Here is a 16415-nt window from a genome sequence, read left to right on the forward strand (position 1 = left end):
CATGTAGATACTCCTTACTTTGGTTTCGTCGCTTTAAAGTATACCGTATCTACATGGCTTTTTTATATTTTTTTCTTTATGCATTTCATTTTACAACTAACCAAAAATGGCGGACATCAGCCAATGTTAACAGACGTTTCCTCTTTTACATTGCGTAAAGAAAAAGAGCAGATTCAATTGTAGGTGGTATTTTTAAATGGCTATAAGCAGTGGGGACAATGGGAGATTCAGACAACAGCATAGGCATAGAGGAGGGATTTTTCTTTCCGTACTCTTGTTTTTTAGCCTGACGAGCTGTTTACTTCTTCTTGTCCTAGAGGATGAACGTTTGACAAGCGACTTTACGATAAGAACAACGAATCTTTATCAGGCAAAGATTATGAAGGAACTATTTTTGATGGACTATTATTCAAAAGACAGTGAGCTTGCCTCAACGGGAAAACGCACGTACAACAAAGGGATATTGAGCTATGAAGAGTCAAATGAAAAAGTCATCATTATTGTGAAGATGAAAAATGGATATTATCGTTTTGAAGAAACAGTGATGGACAAAAAAGAATGAGCTTTGGAAATAGTCGAAATAGGCTAATCAACTTATAATTTCTGCTCTTTTTTGTAAAAAGATGTTATTGATCTTAGTAAGAGTACCCGATTTTCATAAAAGAGTTTCTCAATCATTTTTACTAGTTAAAGGGAATGATTTTTCCCACAGAACCTTCGTAAAATCTAGTATTTTTTGCTAGAATGATATATAGTAATGGTCATGTAGTCGTTACAGAAAACGGGGGAGAGAACATGGGTTTCTTTGGAAATATTGATTTTAATTCATTATCTGATACGGATCAGGCAATCTATCACTATATGAGTAGTAATGTAGAGAAAGTTCCTTATATGCGATTGAGGGATATTGCAAAAGAATCCCACACGTCCACTTCTTCAGTGATGCGATTAATCCGTAAATTAGGTTATGAAAGCTATACTGAATTTCGCAGTCAGTTTAGTGTAGAATCTGTTGAAAGTGACCGATTTGATGATGCGTTAAATATATTAAGCAGAAATCATTTTCCTAGAAACATTGAAAGTAAGCTAAATCAGATTATTGAGAAGATTCAATATTGTGAGAATATCGTCTTTTTTGGGATTGGTGCCTCAGGTTCTATTTGTGAATATGCTGCTCGAAGGTTTGCATCGATTGGCTATAATAGTTCTGCTCTGATTGATCCTACGTATCCAATTCTGTCAAAATTAAAAAATACAAGCGATAATATTTTGGTAACTTTATCTGTTTCTGGAATGACAAATGAGGTTGTTGAGATTGTGAATGGTTTTCGGAATAAGGATGATTTCACGACAGTTGCTATTACGGCTGATATTAATTCTACGCTTGCTAAAATGTCCGATTTTGTTTTAGATTATCACGTAGATATAAAGCGTGTAAAAAAACATGAAGACTTGACGAGTCAGATTCCATGCATCTTTTTAATTGAGCAGTTAGCGAATAGACTACAAGAGTGAAAACCTAAAAGAAAAAATATTTTAGCACCATGTTGGTACGACATGTACCAACGTGGTGTTTTTTTCTATTTGCTCACTGTTTAACCAGAGTGGCTGTAGAATATTGAAACCCAAAAAATCAGCCCCTATACTGTGAGTAACAACTAAACGAGGTGAACATGTAATGACTAAACAATTTCCAAAAGAGTTTTTATGGGGCGGTGCAGTGGCAGCTCATCAAGTCGAAGGAGCATGGAATGAAGACGGAAAGGGCGTAAGCATTGCTGATGTGATGACTGCGGGAGCCAATGGTGTTGCTCGCAAAATTACAGAAGGGGTTCTTGAAGGAGAAAATTATCCGAATCATCAGGCGATAGATTTTTATCATCACTATAAAGAGGATATTCAACTATTTAAAGAACTAGGATTGAAAGCGTTTCGAACATCGATTAACTGGACAAGAATTTTTCCGTTGGGCGATGAGAGTGAGCCAAATGAAGCAGGTCTTCAATTTTACGATGATTTGTTTGATGAATTATTAGCTAATGGAATCCAACCTGTTATTACGTTATCTCATTTTGAAGTTCCTTATCATTTGTATGAAACATATGGAGGATTTAGAAATAAGCAAGTGATTGATTTCTTTGTTCATTATGCCCAAACGGTGATGATGAGATATAAAGACAAAGTGAAGTATTGGATGACCTTTAATGAAATAAATAATCAAGCGGACGGTCAGCATAACCTACACACATGGACAAATTCAGCTATTCGTTTTGAAGAAGGAGAGAATAAGGAAGAAATTACTTTCCAAGCAGGACTAAACGAATTAATTGCTAGTGCAAAAGTCGTGAAGCTAGGACATGAAATAAATCCAGATTTCCAAATCGGCTGTATGATGGCATACGTTCCTGTTTATCCGTATTCTTGCCGTCCTGAGGATTTAATGGCTTCTGTAAAAGTAATGAATCGTCGCTTCTTTTACTCTGATATTCATGTTCGTGGGAAAATTCCTTCTTATGCACGCAAGTATTGGCAGCAAAAAGGTTATACCATCGAAATATCTGAGAAAGAAGAGAGCGCATTACTAGAAGGAAAGGTTGATTACGTTGGGTTTAGTTACTACATGTCAGGTGCAGTGACTACATTAGAGGATGTTCAGGGAGAGCCTGTTCAAGAATATCCTGGTGCGAAAATGGTAAATAATCCATATGTAACCGCAAGTGATTGGGGCTGGCAGATTGATCCTGTGGGCTTACGCTATACCTTAAATATCATTTATGAACGCTACAATTTACCTATGTTTATCGTTGAAAATGGATTTGGTGCCTATGATAAGTTAGAGGATGGAAAAATTCATGATCCGTATCGAGTAGAGTATCTACAAAAACATATTGATCAGATGGCTTTAGCAGTGAATGTTGATGGTGTTGAATTATTAGGGTATACACCATGGGGAATTATTGATATTGTCAGTTTTGGAACAGGCGAAATGGAAAAACGTTACGGATTTATCTATGTGGATAAAGATAATCAAGGAAACGGGACATTAGCACGTAGAAAGAAAGATTCTTTTGAGTGGTATAAACAACTGATTAAGAATCAAACTGAGGAATAAAGATGAAAACTGAAGAACTGAAAAAATTATTATCAAGTTTAACCTTGAAAGAAAAAGTCGGCCAATTGGTGCAAGTGACTCCAGATTTTTTTGGGAATCAAGGCGAAGTGACCGGTCCTATGACTCAGTGGTCAATGGACGAAGAACAATTATATCAAGTAGGCTCTGTCTTAGGAACGCATCGAGCAACAGAGGTGAGAAAGATTCAAGAGAACTATCTTGCTCACAGCAGGCATAAAATTCCGCTGTTGTTTATGGCAGATGTAATTCATGGGTATGAAACGATTTTCCCTATTCCTCTAGCTTTAGCCTCTTCTTTTGATTCAGAATTAATAGAAAGTGTTGCACGGCATGCCGCAAAAGAAGCAGCAAAAGAAGGGATTCATGTAACTTTTTCTCCAATGGCAGACTATGTAAAAGATCCACGCTGGGGGAGAGTCTTGGAAAGTAACGGTGAAGATACGCGCCTATCAACTGCGTTAACAAAAGCGTATGTTCGTGGCTATCAAGGCGAGAACTTAAAAAATGAGTCACACGTAGCTGCATGTGTAAAACATTTTATTGGTTATGGTGCAGCAGAGGGTGGTAGAGATTATAATACAGTCGATGTTTCAGATGTTGAACTCTATCAAAATTACTTACCAGCTTTTGAAGGCGCAATTTCAGAAGGCGTAAAAATGGTGATGACTTCCTTTAATAGTGTACATGGGGTGCCTGTTACCGCAAATACTTCTTTAGTGCAAAATGTTTTGAGAGGTAAATTGGGCTTTCAAGGGCTTTTAATTTCTGACTGGGCGGCAATTGCGGAATTGAAGGCGCATCGAATAGCTGAAACATCAAAACAAGCAGCACAAAAAGCGTTTGAAACGTCGGTAGATATGGATATGATGACGGATTGCTATCTGAAAGAACTGGCAGCGATTGTAGAAGAAACGCAAGCAACAGAGGCGTTAGATGAGGCTGTTTGGCGTGTTTTATCCTTAAAAAATGAGTTAGGTTTGTTTGAAAATTCTTATCGCGGATTGGATACGACTGTTGATTTGGAAGAGTTGACGAAAGCGTCTTATGAAGCGGCAGTTCGTTGCGCGGTTCTTTTGAAAAACGAAGGAGTTCTTCCCTTAAAAAAAGAAGAAAAAATTCTATTGGTAGGAACAAAAGCGGTGACAAGGGATGTATTAGGTGCTTGGTCATGGATTGGTGAGATGGAGGCTGCGAGTTCTTTATCAGAAGGTATGAAAAAAATCGTTTCAACACTTGAAATCCTTCCGATTACCGATGAAGAGCCAGACTGGCAGGCAATCGAAGAAGCAGCCAGCCGTGTAGATAAAGTGGTGATTGCTGTAGGAGAAACAAGTGAAGAAGCTGGAGAGGCAGCTAGCCGAACTGACTTGACGCTTCGTGAAATAGAACGAACAGTTATTCAAACCATTTATAAAAAGAATACAGAGAGTATTTTAGTGACGTTTAGCGGCAGACCGCTTGTTTTAACAGAGGTAGAACCAAAAGTAAAAGCAATTGTCTCTGCTTGGTTTTTAGGAAGTCAAACAGGAACAGCGTTAGCCTCATTATTGAGTGGTGCGAGAAATTTCAGCGGGCATTTACCAATAAGTTATCCAAGAAGTGTCGGTCAGCTTCCTTATTCTTATCAAGAAATGTCTACCGGACGTCCAAAGACTGCAGAAAATGCAGATCAAAAGTATATTTCTCGCTATTTAGATGAAGAAAATGGTCCGCTCTATCCATTTGGTCATGGACTTAGCTATAGTGAATTTGTTTATTCTGATTTAAGGCTTTCAAATAAGCAATTAACTAGAAATGAACAACTTACTTTATCGTTTACTGTCTCAAATCTATCTAATCAAGCAGGCTATACGTTGCCGCAAATTTATTTCCAAGATGCATTTACGCAAATCATTCGTCCGAAAAAAGAATTGCTTGCATGGCAGCCAGTATCTCTAGAGCCAGGTGAAACAAGGCAAGTCCAGTTTGTTGTTGAGGCAAAAGATTTTGCTTATGTGCATAGCGATTTGACTCGAATAACGGATAAAGGAACATTTCATTTGTTTTTAGGTACTAGTGCGGAAAAAGAACTTTCAACAGCTACCTTTGAGTACGTAGGATAGGTGTATCGGTGGTACAGGCTGTACCACCGTGACTGTTTTTTCAAAACGAAGAGTTGAGCAACCAGACTTGCTGTTAGATATTGTTTTTGAAAACGTTTTTATCTATACTTTGTCTATAAATTAAAAAGAATTCTTTTTTATTAACTGAAAATAAAAACGTTTTTATTTGGAGGGATTTCATGAAAGAGCGAGTAACGATCCGAGAGGTTGCACGAGAAGCCAATGTTTCCATTGCGACTGTCTCTAAAGCACTCAACGGGCTGGATGTAGTAACACCGAAAACCATAGAACGAGTGACGGAAGCCGCGAAAAAACTTCATTACACCCCAAATTTAATGGGAAAACAATTGAAAACAAAAACAACAAAGATGATTGGGCTTTATACTCATACCATAACGGGTCCGTACTTCAATACGTTGATTGAAGCAATTGTTGAGGAAGCTGGTAACTATCAATATGGGGTGAACGTACTTATTTCCTCGGATAAACAGATTCTTAGCTCTCACTTATTAGGAAATATGGTAGATGGATTTATCGGATTTGAAGAATTAATCGATGAAGAGTCATTGAGTACGATTCGTGCAGAGGGTGTGAAGGCTGTATTTGTTGATCGGAAAATCAATGACGGAAGCATTAGCAGTGTGGTCTTTGATTCTCAGAAAGCAGGTCGAATTGCTGCACAACATCTAATTGAAAATGGTCACACAAAAATTGGCTTTTTACCTGGACACCCTAATGTTTATGACAGTGATGAACGTTATCTAGGTTTTCAGGAAGTGATGGCTGAGCATCAACTGCCAATAAATCTCGACTGGACGATTACAGGCTTGTTTGAAGAAAAAGAGAGCTATGAAAATATCAAGAATTACTTATTGACGACCCCACGAGATAAATGGCCAACTGCATGGATTGCAGGAAATGATTTATCTGCTATTGGCGTCATAAAGGCAATTGATGAGCTAGGACTGAGCGTGCCAGAGGATTTCAGTGCAATAGGATTTGATGATATTGAACTGCTAGGTTATTTTAAGCCAAGTGTGACAACGATTCAAAATCCGATACAAGAACAAGGAAAACAAGCAGTAATTGAGTTGATGAAATTAATTAACAATCAAAAAAAAGGAGAAAGTAAGACTTTGGATTGTCAATTAGTGGTACGAGAAACAACTAAACGATTGAGTCGTTAGATATAAGTAAAGAATGAAGCGAAAAGAAGGAGGAAAAAGGGTGGAAGCAAAGAACGCAAAAGCAGCCTCAACCAGTCATTTTTCAAAATGGTGGAAAGACTTTGGTCATCAATGGCAGCTGCAAACCATGGCCATTCCCGGCATTATTTACATGATTATTTTTAGTTTTATCCCCATTTATGGCTTAGTGATTGCCTTTAAAAATTACACAGTCATAGACACAATAGATGGTGCACAGTGGGTTGGTTTAGAGAATTTTCGGATTATCATGGAGGATAAATATTTTTGGGAGTCCGTAATTAACACATTAGGCATTAGTGGATTGAAACTAGCCTTTGGATTTGTTCTGCCAATTATTATTGCGGTTATGATTTATGAACTAAGAGACAGCGTATTTAAACGAGTAATACAAACTATCTCTTATCTGCCCCATTTTTTATCTTGGATTATCTTAGGCGGAATGATCATTACCTGGTTTTCTTCTAATGGAATGATTAATGAATTATTGAATTTTATTGGAATTCAAACAAAACAAAACCATATGTTAGATGTTAGCAAGTACTGGTGGATTGCTTCATTGTCAGATGTGTGGAAAGAAGCAGGATGGGGAACAATTTTGTATCTGGCAACGATGTCTAAAATTGATCCTACCTATTATGAAGCAGCAAAAATGGATGGAGCCAGCAGACTTCGTCAAATCTGGAGTATCACTATTCCAATGATTCGAAACATTATTTCATTAAATCTGATTCTAAGTGTCAGCGGGTTGTTTAACTCAAATCTGGATCAAACATTAGTCTTAATGAATTCACAAAATCAGCCAAAAGCAGAAGTCATCAACTCTTATGTTTATCGAGTAGGGTTAATGCAAGGTAATTTTTCTTATGCAACAGCTGTAGGATTGGGAATCTCGATTATCTCGGTGATTTTATTGGTCTTAACAAATATTATCACGAAAAAACTGAATGATAATCAATCAGTACTTTAAGGAGGGACACGATGAAAAAGAGCAGCTTATCATTAGCAAAACCAAAGAGTAATGTCGTTCAAGATAAAGACAGCAAGATTTTTAACTTTGTCAATATTTTGTTATTGTTAGTATTTACCATTGTTATCATCGTCCCTGTTTGGAATATTGTTGCTTCTTCTTTTGCATCCAGTGATGCGCTAGCAAAAGGAGACTTCGTATTTTGGCCTTCAGAGATTGCAACAGATAATTATAGAAAAGTATTAGGTGATGCATCAATGTGGCAAGCATTACTTATCTCGATAGGAAAAACAGCAATTGGCGTTTTCGCACATACAGCCTTTTGTGCGATTATGGCTTACGCTTTATCTAAACGGAATTTGAAAGGTCGTGGACTGTATTCCACCATGGGAATTATTACAATGTTCTTTTCTGGGGGAATGATTCCTACTTATCTATTGATTAAATCATTAAATTTGTTAAATACGTTTTGGGTATATATTATCCCAGCTTTATTAAGTTACTATGATGTCATTATTTTGATGAATTTCTTCAGAGATGTTCCTACGTCTTTAGAGGAATCTGCCAAGATTGATGGTGCAAGTGATTGGGGCGTTTTTCTAAAAATATTTATGCCGTTATCTAAACCTGCTTTAGCGACGATAGCCCTATTTCATGGAGTGTGGCAATGGAATGATTTTATGACAACCAAGCTATATGTGACAGAAAGAGCGCTTTATCCATTGCAGATGAAACTCTACGAAATTATCACGCAATCTCAGGCAGCATCTCAACAAGGCTTAAATGCAGCGGTCGAAATCAGCACAACATCTAAGGGGGTACAACTGGCAACAATTGTTGTCACGACCGTTCCAATTTTAATTATCTATCCATTGCTACAAAGACATTTTATCTCAGGTATGATGCTTGGGGCAGTAAAAGAATAGGAGGAGAAGGAAATGTTTAAGTTATCAAAAAAGAAAATTGTAGGGACACTCGCTTTGGCAAGTGTGATGTTATTAGGTGCTTGTGGAAATAACAAAGAGGCGTCAAAAAATAAAGAGGTAAGTTTACCATCTATTGAAGATCGCTATACACCAGATGCAAAAACGCCAGCTTGGCAATTAGATACAAAAAAGGAAACGACTAAATTAAAATGGTATGTTAATGCAGACTGGTGGAACACCGAATATGGAAAAGATATGGTAACAAAGAAAATCAAAGAAGATCTGAACATCGATATTGAATTTATTACAGGAGATGACACCAAGTTAAATACCTATTTTGCAGGAGGAGATATGCCGGACATCGTAACGATTTTTGATTCAAATTCTCAAGTTGCCCGTAAAGCAGACTCTTGGGCATTGCCACTACAAGATTTAGCAAAAACTTACGATCCTTATTTCAATGAAGTAACTCGTGAAGAAACGTTGAACTGGTATAAATTATCAGATGGAAAATCTTATGGCTATCCTAATTATTCAAATACACAAAGTGATTTTGATAGTGGGGACATCTTTGCACGAGATGCCTTCGTAATCAGAAAAGATGTGTATGAAGCAATTGGAAAACCAGATTTCACTACACCAGAAGGCTTTGCAGATGGCATGAGTAAAATTAAAGAGAAATATCCGGATTTAATTCCGTTTGGCTTCAATGATTTTGCAAAAGATGGCTCATCTAATGGCTCTATGGATGGTGTCGTACAAGATATGTTAGGTGTTCCTTATACAAAAGATGGAAAATATTATGATCGTAATTTAGACGAAGACTATATCAACTGGGTGAAGGCATTCCGCCAAGTACATGAAGATAGCAATATCTCTGATGACACGTTTACAGATGATGGGGATAAATTTAAAGAAAAACTTCAAACAGGTAAATATGCAACGGTCATGCTGGGTTCTTTTGTTAACCAGGGAATTCCATTGCAAACATTTAAAGCAAGCAACCCAGATGCTGAATACATTGCTATAGATGGAATTCAAAGTACTGTAGGAAACAAGCCAACATTAACACAAGCAGGAATTTCAGGATGGATGATTAACTATATCGGTAAAGACTGTGCGGACCCTGCAAAAGCGATTCAACTATTCACGTATCTATTGAGTGATGAAGGAGAAATGCTGACAAACTTTGGTATTGAAGGGGAAACATATACTGTTGAAGCTGACAATAAGGTACAATGGACAGACGAAGCAAGAAAAATTCAACAAGATGATCCTGAAAAATGGCAATTAGAGTATCGTATGGGTGAATTCATCCAGTTTGGTCATGACCGTTTCAAAGCGATGAATGACGCTTCTTATGTAGATGCTGTGAAACAAATGCAAGAATGGGGAGATGGTAAACTTGCATCACAATTCCCAACAGAAAATATTGGTCCGGATGCTGGAACACAAGAAGCGCGTGCATTGAGCGCCATTCAAACGAATTGGAGTACAACCTTAGTGGGCATGCTTAGAGCAAAGGATGAAAAAGAATTAGATAGCTTGCTGGAAGACTACAAGAATTTCCAAAAAGATAATAAAATTGATGATGTAAACAAGGTTCGTAATGAAAAAATTGAAGAAAATAAGAAAAAATTAGGTTTGTAAGACGCTTGAGTAGATAATAAAGGACAACAAATGAGGAGGCAGGAGCATGTCGAAAATTTTTAGTACAGAAGGAAAAATTTATAGTGGAATGGAACGAATTTATCAAATTTTACTTTTGAATAGTATTTTTATCATCTCCTGCTTGCCTGTGGTGACGATTGGTGTGGCTTTGGCGAGCGCATATGGAACCGCCTATAAGATGATAGATCATAGTGAAGGTGTGCTGTATAAAGAATATTTACGGCAGCTAAAGCTAAATATGCTTCCGGCAACAAAACTGTGGGTGTTGATACTGGCTGTTATCGGAGCAGGTTTTTGGACTTTTCCATACGTACAAAGCTTTATGGTGGGAAATAAAATTGCCTACTACCTTACAATGGTATTTATCACTTTTTTGGTACTGATGAGTCTCTATCTATTTCCATTGATTGCTCGATTTGATAATTCGTTGTCTGGAACGGTTGTAAATGCAATGATTTTGTCGTTTAAACATTTACCACAAAGCATTATTGTGTTTTTTATTACTATCGGAGGAGTCGTTATTGTACCAATCTATTTACCTAAATTATTGTTTGTTTGGCTATTCACTGGTATCGGAACCGTTATTTTTATTAATGCTAACATTTTAATGAACGTTTTTAAGAAGTATGATATTATCGAAGAGAGAAGTTGAGAATATGTACGTAGGGTTTGATATAGGTGGAACAAATGTAAAATATGGGGTATTAGATGAAACGGGGACGATTTTAGAAAAAAAATCAATGCCCACAAATTATGACTTCCCTACGTTTGTCAGTGAATTACACGAGATTGTAGAGGGCTTCAAACAAACCTATTCAACAATTAAGGGAATTGGCATTAGCGCACCAGGAATTATTCAAAAAGATGGATTTATGTTAACGGCAGGAGCCATCAAACCATTTTATGGAATGAATATGAAGGTGGAGCTGGAAAGACTTACCGGTTTACCTGTAAGTATAGAAAATGATGCAAATGCAGCCGCGATTGCTGAACGCTGGATTGGCAACGCTAAAGGCATGGATAATTACCTTTGCATTGTTTTAGGAACGGGAATAGGTGGGGGAATAATCATTAATGGCGAGGTATTTCGTGGAAGTCATGGAATGGCAGGCGAATTTGGCTGGTGCCTTATTGATGAGATTCCTGTGACAGGAGATATTGAAGAAGTCTCTTTGAACAAAAAAGCCGCAACAGTAGGTGGTTTATGCTATCAATACAATTTGGCACAGAAAAAAAGAAATTCAGCGTCTGAAGATGTCTGGGATGCCAGAGAAATTATAAAAAGAGAAGCATCAGGTGAAGCGTTAGCCACCGAGATACTCTCTCGTTTTTTTACTGATTTATCTGTGGGGCTGCTAAATTTAATTAGCTGCTTTGATCCTGAGGTTGTATTAATCGGAGGCGGAATTAGTTCTAATGAAACCTTCAACAAGCGACTTCAGGAACGTCTTTTTGAGTTGATTCAGCGACATGAATCCATTAATTATTTAAAAGAACAAACCATTGCGAAAGTGAGACCTGCGAAGCTTCAAAATGATGCAGGAATGATTGGGGCAGTCTACCAAATTCATCAACAGCTATTAAAGGAAAACTGACGCAAAATTATGACAAGCTAGTAAAAGAAAAGTTTCAACACATATTGGTATGTTTCAACATCAATTTCTTTCAGTAATAGTGTTTCAATGCAATTTCAACTTATTTACCTAGCTTTCACTTTTAATATATTTCATGCGTAGCAGTTGTTGAGAGCAAAACGAAGTGGAGATGAGTTTCTTCTGTGCTGTTTAATAAGATTATACGAGAGTGTGATATAACTTGAATAATTATGTCCCGCTCTTTTCTTTTCTTAGAACTTTAAAACTAACTTATTTGTTCTTTAATTCACAAACAAAAGCGCTGAAAACATCTAAATAGACTAACATCTCCTGAAATATTCGTTAGAATTAAATAGGTATAAAAATTGTTATAGTTTGTTTTCTGAAATGAGGTGCGGGATATTTCCTGAAAAAATTGAACAAGTCTTTACATTAAACGTGGAAGCTATCCGACTGCTTTAAAATGCACTGGATATTTTTTTAGACGCGTATATTGAAAACGCTGAGAATTTGATTGATAATCATCAAGTGCGAGTAATTGATGGTAGCCAGATAAATAGACGATCCAAAGAGTGATGGAGATTTATCAGCAAATAAAAAACGCATCTAGAATCAGAAGAATGGCAAAAATTAAGTCAGCTTTTACTTCTAAAAGGAAGTAAAAAAGAGAATTTACGGCCGAATCATCAGTTAACAGCCGATATCATTAGTTATCTGTTTTTCTATCTGATTGAATAGTTATTTACCGACAAAAAAACTGTTGCATTATTAGATATTGCTTCTGATATTGGGAATTTATTACTGACGGGTGTCTTGAACTTACAGTTTACCGATTATGAAGAGTCAGGTATAGGCGGTAGATATTGATCAGACATTACTATCTATTGCAGCTTCAACAAGTGAATTGGCTTAGTCAAAAGTTCAGTTCTTTAAGATGGTTTTCAGAATTTATTGATTGAGCTAGTAGATGTATCTATGAGCGACTTTCCTATTGAGTATTATCCAAATGATCAAAAAGCTGCTGAGTTTTTAACTGGTGTAAAAGAAGGACACAGCTACGCTCATCATTTATTAATGGAGTAAGCACGGAAAAGAAAGAGAACGTGCTCTTAAGAAAGCAATGAATTCTAAAAAAGCGGAAATAATAGTGGAGGTAATGCTAATGCTGATTTATGAAGATGCAACAATAGACGAAGCTGTCCAACTAGGTCTGGCTGATTCGGGCTTGTCCAAAGACCAAGTTGAAATCGAAATACTGGAAGAAGAAAAAAAAGTTTCCTAGGAATGGGTCGAAAAATGCACGGCTTTCGATCCAGCCAAGTATCAGCGAACAAGTTTCTGAAACAGTAGAGCAAACTGTAGAAAAAATTTTGGAAGAAGAACTAACAGCTGAGATCGAGGTAGTCAACGAAACGATTCTTGAAGAAAGTGAGCTAGGAGATGAAGCAGCTTTAACGGAATTGGCAGTTTACCTTACTGAAGTTTCAAAACAGCTTGATGTTCCAGTTCTTGTCAAAATGGAAAGAAAATCAAATAATATGGTAGCTTTCCATTTAGAAACATAAAAGCAAGGCATCAATGGATTAGCAAAAGAAGCAAAACAAAAATTGCAGAAAATCCAACTAGAAATAATTGCCAAAACTAGCCGGATCAGCGGAGTAAATCCTGCAGATCTAAGTATCCTAATGGTCTTTATCAAACAAGGGGATAAATCCAATAAAAAAAGATTTAGAATATCAAAATACCAAAAAGAGGACTACCTATATTAGCCCTCTTTTTCTGATCAGTCTATTTTACATTCTAATGTACTTATATGAGTTAATTTTTTGAGTAAATGGTAAGTTTTTCATTGTTTGTTTTAGCTTAAACTAGTGTGTAATTCGAGAATCTATATCGATAGTTCAAATTATCAATATAATTGATCCTTTCGTAGACCAATGACACAAAAATCGATTTTCGATGAACTTTTGAGTTATTACTAGCCATTAACAAGGGCTTACGAGATCTGTCAACTCCTCATCTATCACTTCAAACACAAGGATAACCAAATCTTTTTTCGATACGATGAACAGTTTAGATTAACGCCTCCCACAATGGTTTTGTAAGAAGCTGACCTACAAATTAGGGATTCAATATGCTTTAAAAACCAGCTATAGGAATGGTGCATTAGAAGGAACAAACAACAAGATAAAAGTGATAAGACGCGTAGCCTACGGCTATTGAAATTTCTAAAACTTTCGAGCAAGAATTTACCTCATTCAAGACATGATCTTCTAAATGAAACAAAAACCAGTTAAGCACTCTGCCTAACAGTTTAAGATTAAATTTCCATTTGTATCTCTCTACCAACACCAAATGTCGAAGAGCCAAAAAAGAGTGCTCTCTAAAGAGAAGACACTCTTTAAAACACTCTTTTTATGAACAGTTGTATTAAATACAAACTAGACAAGAACTCGCATATAAAATTATGACGCTCAAGCAATTTTTTTGCTGCTAAAGAACATACAAAAATTTTATTGGCTAGGAAACTCAACTAGTTAAATTATACAGTTCAGTTAAAAATAAAAATTTAGCCAAAAATTAAATTGTAAGATTAAACACTTAAGTTTCCATTCAATATGCTACATTGGTATTTTTTATATGAGAATTAAGTTTCTTTAAAAATACTGGATTTTTAATCTGAATAAATTCTTCCATAATATTTTCTATTTCTATCTCAGAACAATCCAATTGATTCTTTAAAAAATTTGTCATAATCTGCCATCTTTTTTTCACTATCTCTAACTCTCGGTTTCCCTTATCAGTTAAAACTATTCCTTTATACGCAACACAATTAACCATACCATTAGCCGATAACCGCTCAACCATTTCCGTCACAGACGATGGCTTCACGTTCAAAAAACTAGCAATTTGACTATTTTTTACAATCTCATTTTGAAAACTAATCTGTTCAATAGCCAATAAGTATTTCTCTTGAATTGGCGTCACCCCTTATCATTACTCCTCTCATATTATACATCATAGTGTCAAGTATTATTTGTACATAAAGATTTGCGGCTCTTTAAAAAAAATATAAACTAATAAGCTAAACCATCATGTATTTTATCGAGGTTCCATTTCATCATGGTGTAATAAGTATCACCTTCCTCTCCTTTTTTCGCCAAAGAATCGGTAAAAATTTTGGAATAGATTTCTAAACCAGTTTCTGCTGCGACCTTTTCCATTGATTTTGGCGAGACAGAGGTTTCAACAAATAGATGTTTAACATCAGAAGCTTCGATCTTTGCTAACACTGTTTTCATTTGCTCAGGAGTGCCCTGTGCTTCTGTGTTGATCTCCCAAATATAAGCTGGAGTAACATGGTATGCCTTAGCAAAATATTTAAATGCCCCTTCTGATGTCACAAGCAAGCGTTGTTTTTCAGGTATATCAAGAAACTTTGATTGTGCCTCTTCATGTAAATGTTGCAATTTTTCTATATAAAAATCCGCATTCTTTTCATCTTTTTCTTTTAATACTCTCGTTATTGTCTTAACATACTGAATACCATTAGCTAAATCTAACCAAGCATGAGGATCTTCTTCTGCTTCATTAGTCGTCAGATGTAGTGGAGTAACTCCTTCACTAGCAGCAAAAACATCCTTCTCAAATTCCTTATGTGCAGTTTCTACAAGTTTTTTGAACCATCCGCTTCCCCCTGTCTCCAAGTTCAATCCGTTATGAAATATAATTGTAGCATCGGTCGCTTTAGAGATGTCTTCTGGGCGAGGCTCATATTCATGAGGGTCAACCCCTCTTTGAACAATACTATATAAATTAACGCGATCTTTAGCCACATTTTTTACCATATCTTCCAAAATAGAATTAGTAGTCACCACACTAATTTTACTGTTCTCTCCTGATTGCCTAGATTCTTCACTTCGACTATTAACGAAGAAAATTACTCCCCCTACCACTAATATCATAGTTGCTACGGTTAAAAATATTTTTTTCATATTATCGCCTCATTTATATTTTTTAAAGTATATTAGTTTTTGTTTTGAAGAAAATATAAAAGAGATTAAGAATATTCCCGCTGCTACAATTACAATAGCAGGACCAGAAGCCCAATTAAACGTATAGCTAAGATAAAGACCACAAATCGACGCAATGACTCCAAAGATTGCAGAGAAAACTAACATTATATTTAAACGATCGGTCCAAAAATACGCTGTGGCTGCAGGAGTAATCAACATAGCAACTACCAAAATAATACCAACTGTCTGTAAGGCAGATCGTATGTGTAAAATAGTTCTCGAGATGATTTTTATTTTTTACTAGCAAAAAGAAAGAAGGCGTTCTATCATAAATGTATGCTGAGCGGCAAATACATAAACGAAAGAAGCCTTCTTATGGATAAAATTATAACAAAATTATATGAAATAATAAAGGAATCAAGCGATTTAATTAGGACAGAGGAGTTGATACAGCTCTATATGTACGATTTATTCGCTGAATTAGTAGGAGATATCTTTTCTCATATCAATCAAGTGATCAAAGAACAAAAACAAAGTGATGGGTGGAAAGTGAAAAGAGAAGACTGGAAAACCGTTCAGTTTGTTTTTGGTCCTGTTCGTTACCGTCGTACCCTAATGGTAGATCAAGAGAATCAAAATCATTACCCATTAGACGAATGGTTAGGCATTCGAAATTATCAACGCCATAGTCCGCTCGTAGAAGTCAAAGTGGCAGAACTAGCTAGTAAGTGTACGTACCGCGACACCGCTGAATTACTAAAAGAATGGACGGCCATCACGATTAGTCATCAAACTGT

General features: G+C 36.3%; 15 protein-coding genes and 4 pseudogenes. 16 read left to right on the forward strand and 3 right to left on the reverse strand.

The window, feature by feature from the left end; genetic code table 11:
• The 15 genes and pseudogenes from BM057_RS11705 to BM057_RS11970 form a co-directional block, all read left to right on the forward strand.
• Positions 1 to 183, forward strand: a pseudogene (locus tag BM057_RS11705) (hypothetical protein); the annotation flags it as partial.
• A gap of 13 nt (positions 184 to 196) precedes the next feature.
• The gene (gene comGG / locus BM057_RS12050) at positions 197 to 562 is read left to right on the forward strand and encodes a competence type IV pilus minor pilin ComGG (protein ID WP_092093365.1); all 366 of its coding nucleotides are present in this window, start codon (positions 197 to 199) and stop codon (positions 560 to 562) included.
• Between the two features lie 233 nt (positions 563 to 795).
• Complete coding sequence (locus tag BM057_RS09785; RefSeq protein WP_092093368.1) at positions 796 to 1515, forward strand: MurR/RpiR family transcriptional regulator; 720 nt, start codon at positions 796 to 798, stop codon at positions 1513 to 1515.
• A 163-nt stretch (positions 1516 to 1678) separates the two neighbouring features.
• Positions 1679 to 3112: a 6-phospho-beta-glucosidase gene (locus BM057_RS09790; protein ID WP_092093371.1), complete on the forward strand. Its 1434-nt coding sequence runs from the start codon at positions 1679 to 1681 to the stop codon at positions 3110 to 3112.
• A gap of 2 nt (positions 3113 to 3114) precedes the next feature.
• Entirely contained in the window at positions 3115 to 5235 is a 2121-nt protein-coding gene (locus BM057_RS09795) for a glycoside hydrolase family 3 N-terminal domain-containing protein (RefSeq protein ID WP_092093373.1), read from the forward strand.
• Positions 5236 to 5414: 179 nt separating this feature from the next.
• Positions 5415 to 6422, forward strand: coding sequence for a LacI family DNA-binding transcriptional regulator (locus BM057_RS09800; protein ID WP_092093376.1), 1008 nt, complete (start codon positions 5415 to 5417; stop codon positions 6420 to 6422).
• A gap of 127 nt (positions 6423 to 6549) precedes the next feature.
• The gene (locus tag BM057_RS09805) at positions 6550 to 7410 is read left to right on the forward strand and encodes an ABC transporter permease (RefSeq protein ID WP_218147466.1); all 861 of its coding nucleotides are present in this window, start codon (positions 6550 to 6552) and stop codon (positions 7408 to 7410) included.
• Between the two features lie 11 nt (positions 7411 to 7421).
• A complete protein-coding gene (locus BM057_RS09810; protein WP_092093381.1) occupies positions 7422 to 8336 on the forward strand; it encodes a carbohydrate ABC transporter permease in 915 nt (304 codons plus the stop codon).
• 12 nt (positions 8337 to 8348) lie between these two features.
• Complete coding sequence (locus BM057_RS09815) at positions 8349 to 9986, forward strand: type 2 periplasmic-binding domain-containing protein (protein ID WP_092093383.1); 1638 nt, start codon at positions 8349 to 8351, stop codon at positions 9984 to 9986.
• Positions 9987 to 10032: 46 nt separating this feature from the next.
• Positions 10033 to 10659 (forward strand): DUF624 domain-containing protein, encoded by a 627-nt coding sequence (locus tag BM057_RS09820; protein ID WP_092093386.1) that lies wholly within the window; start codon positions 10033 to 10035, stop codon positions 10657 to 10659.
• 4 nt (positions 10660 to 10663) lie between these two features.
• Entirely contained in the window at positions 10664 to 11602 is a 939-nt protein-coding gene (locus BM057_RS09825; protein WP_092093388.1) for an ROK family protein, read from the forward strand.
• Positions 11603 to 12001: 399 nt separating this feature from the next.
• Positions 12002 to 12682, forward strand: a pseudogene (locus BM057_RS12135) (class I SAM-dependent methyltransferase); the annotation flags it as partial.
• Between the two features lie 82 nt (positions 12683 to 12764).
• Positions 12765 to 13164: pseudogene (locus BM057_RS11855) on the forward strand (Jag N-terminal domain-containing protein); the annotation flags it as partial.
• Positions 13165 to 13176: 12 nt separating this feature from the next.
• Positions 13177 to 13371: pseudogene (locus BM057_RS09835) on the forward strand (hypothetical protein); the annotation flags it as partial.
• Between the two features lie 358 nt (positions 13372 to 13729).
• Positions 13730 to 13825 (forward strand): transposase, encoded by a 96-nt coding sequence (locus BM057_RS11970; RefSeq protein ID WP_245741928.1) that lies wholly within the window; start codon positions 13730 to 13732, stop codon positions 13823 to 13825.
• A gap of 390 nt (positions 13826 to 14215) precedes the next feature.
• Here the strand turns inward: BM057_RS11970 and BM057_RS09845 are convergent, their stop codons facing one another.
• The 3 genes from BM057_RS09845 to BM057_RS09855 all read right to left on the reverse strand — a co-directional run bounded on the left by BM057_RS09845 (position 14216) and on the right by BM057_RS09855 (position 15912).
• Complete coding sequence (locus BM057_RS09845; RefSeq protein WP_092093391.1) at positions 14216 to 14590, reverse strand: metal-dependent transcriptional regulator; 375 nt, start codon at positions 14588 to 14590, stop codon at positions 14216 to 14218.
• Positions 14591 to 14679: 89 nt separating this feature from the next.
• Positions 14680 to 15597 (reverse strand): metal ABC transporter solute-binding protein, Zn/Mn family, encoded by a 918-nt coding sequence (locus BM057_RS09850; RefSeq protein WP_092093393.1) that lies wholly within the window; start codon positions 15595 to 15597, stop codon positions 14680 to 14682.
• A 9-nt stretch (positions 15598 to 15606) separates the two neighbouring features.
• On the reverse strand, positions 15607 to 15912 hold the full coding sequence (locus BM057_RS09855; RefSeq protein ID WP_425439029.1) for a metal ABC transporter permease: 306 nt from the start codon (positions 15910 to 15912) through the stop codon (positions 15607 to 15609).
• Positions 15913 to 15993: 81 nt separating this feature from the next.
• Between BM057_RS09855 and BM057_RS09860 the strand changes: the two genes are divergently transcribed.
• On the forward strand, positions 15994 to 16415 hold a 422-nt coding region (locus BM057_RS09860; protein ID WP_177186231.1), incomplete at its 3' end, for a UPF0236 family transposase-like protein.

The organism is Pisciglobus halotolerans (assembly GCF_900113675.1).
Taxonomy (GTDB): domain Bacteria; phylum Bacillota; class Bacilli; order Lactobacillales; family Carnobacteriaceae; genus Pisciglobus; species Pisciglobus halotolerans.

What these genes read in the sequence shown, in the direction of transcription:
- BM057_RS09810 (WP_092093381.1), top strand. Translation starts at nt 7,422, where the DNA reads ATGAAAAAGAGCAGCTTATCATTAGCAAAACCAAAGAGTAATGTCGTT.
- BM057_RS09785 (WP_092093368.1), top strand. Translation starts at nt 796, where the DNA reads ATGGGTTTCTTTGGAAATATTGATTTTAATTCATTATCTGATACGGAT.
- BM057_RS09820 (WP_092093386.1), top strand. Translation starts at nt 10,033, where the DNA reads ATGTCGAAAATTTTTAGTACAGAAGGAAAAATTTATAGTGGAATGGAA.
- BM057_RS09790 (WP_092093371.1), top strand. Translation starts at nt 1,679, where the DNA reads ATGACTAAACAATTTCCAAAAGAGTTTTTATGGGGCGGTGCAGTGGCA.
- BM057_RS09805 (WP_218147466.1), top strand. Translation starts at nt 6,550, where the DNA reads ATGGCCATTCCCGGCATTATTTACATGATTATTTTTAGTTTTATCCCC.
- BM057_RS09850 (WP_092093393.1), bottom strand. Translation starts at nt 15,597, where the DNA reads ATGAAAAAAATATTTTTAACCGTAGCAACTATGATATTAGTGGTAGGG.
- BM057_RS09795 (WP_092093373.1), top strand. Translation starts at nt 3,115, where the DNA reads ATGAAAACTGAAGAACTGAAAAAATTATTATCAAGTTTAACCTTGAAA.
- BM057_RS09800 (WP_092093376.1), top strand. Translation starts at nt 5,415, where the DNA reads ATGAAAGAGCGAGTAACGATCCGAGAGGTTGCACGAGAAGCCAATGTT.
- comGG (WP_092093365.1), top strand. Translation starts at nt 197, where the DNA reads ATGGCTATAAGCAGTGGGGACAATGGGAGATTCAGACAACAGCATAGG.
- BM057_RS09815 (WP_092093383.1), top strand. Translation starts at nt 8,349, where the DNA reads ATGTTTAAGTTATCAAAAAAGAAAATTGTAGGGACACTCGCTTTGGCA.
- BM057_RS09825 (WP_092093388.1), top strand. Translation starts at nt 10,664, where the DNA reads ATGTACGTAGGGTTTGATATAGGTGGAACAAATGTAAAATATGGGGTA.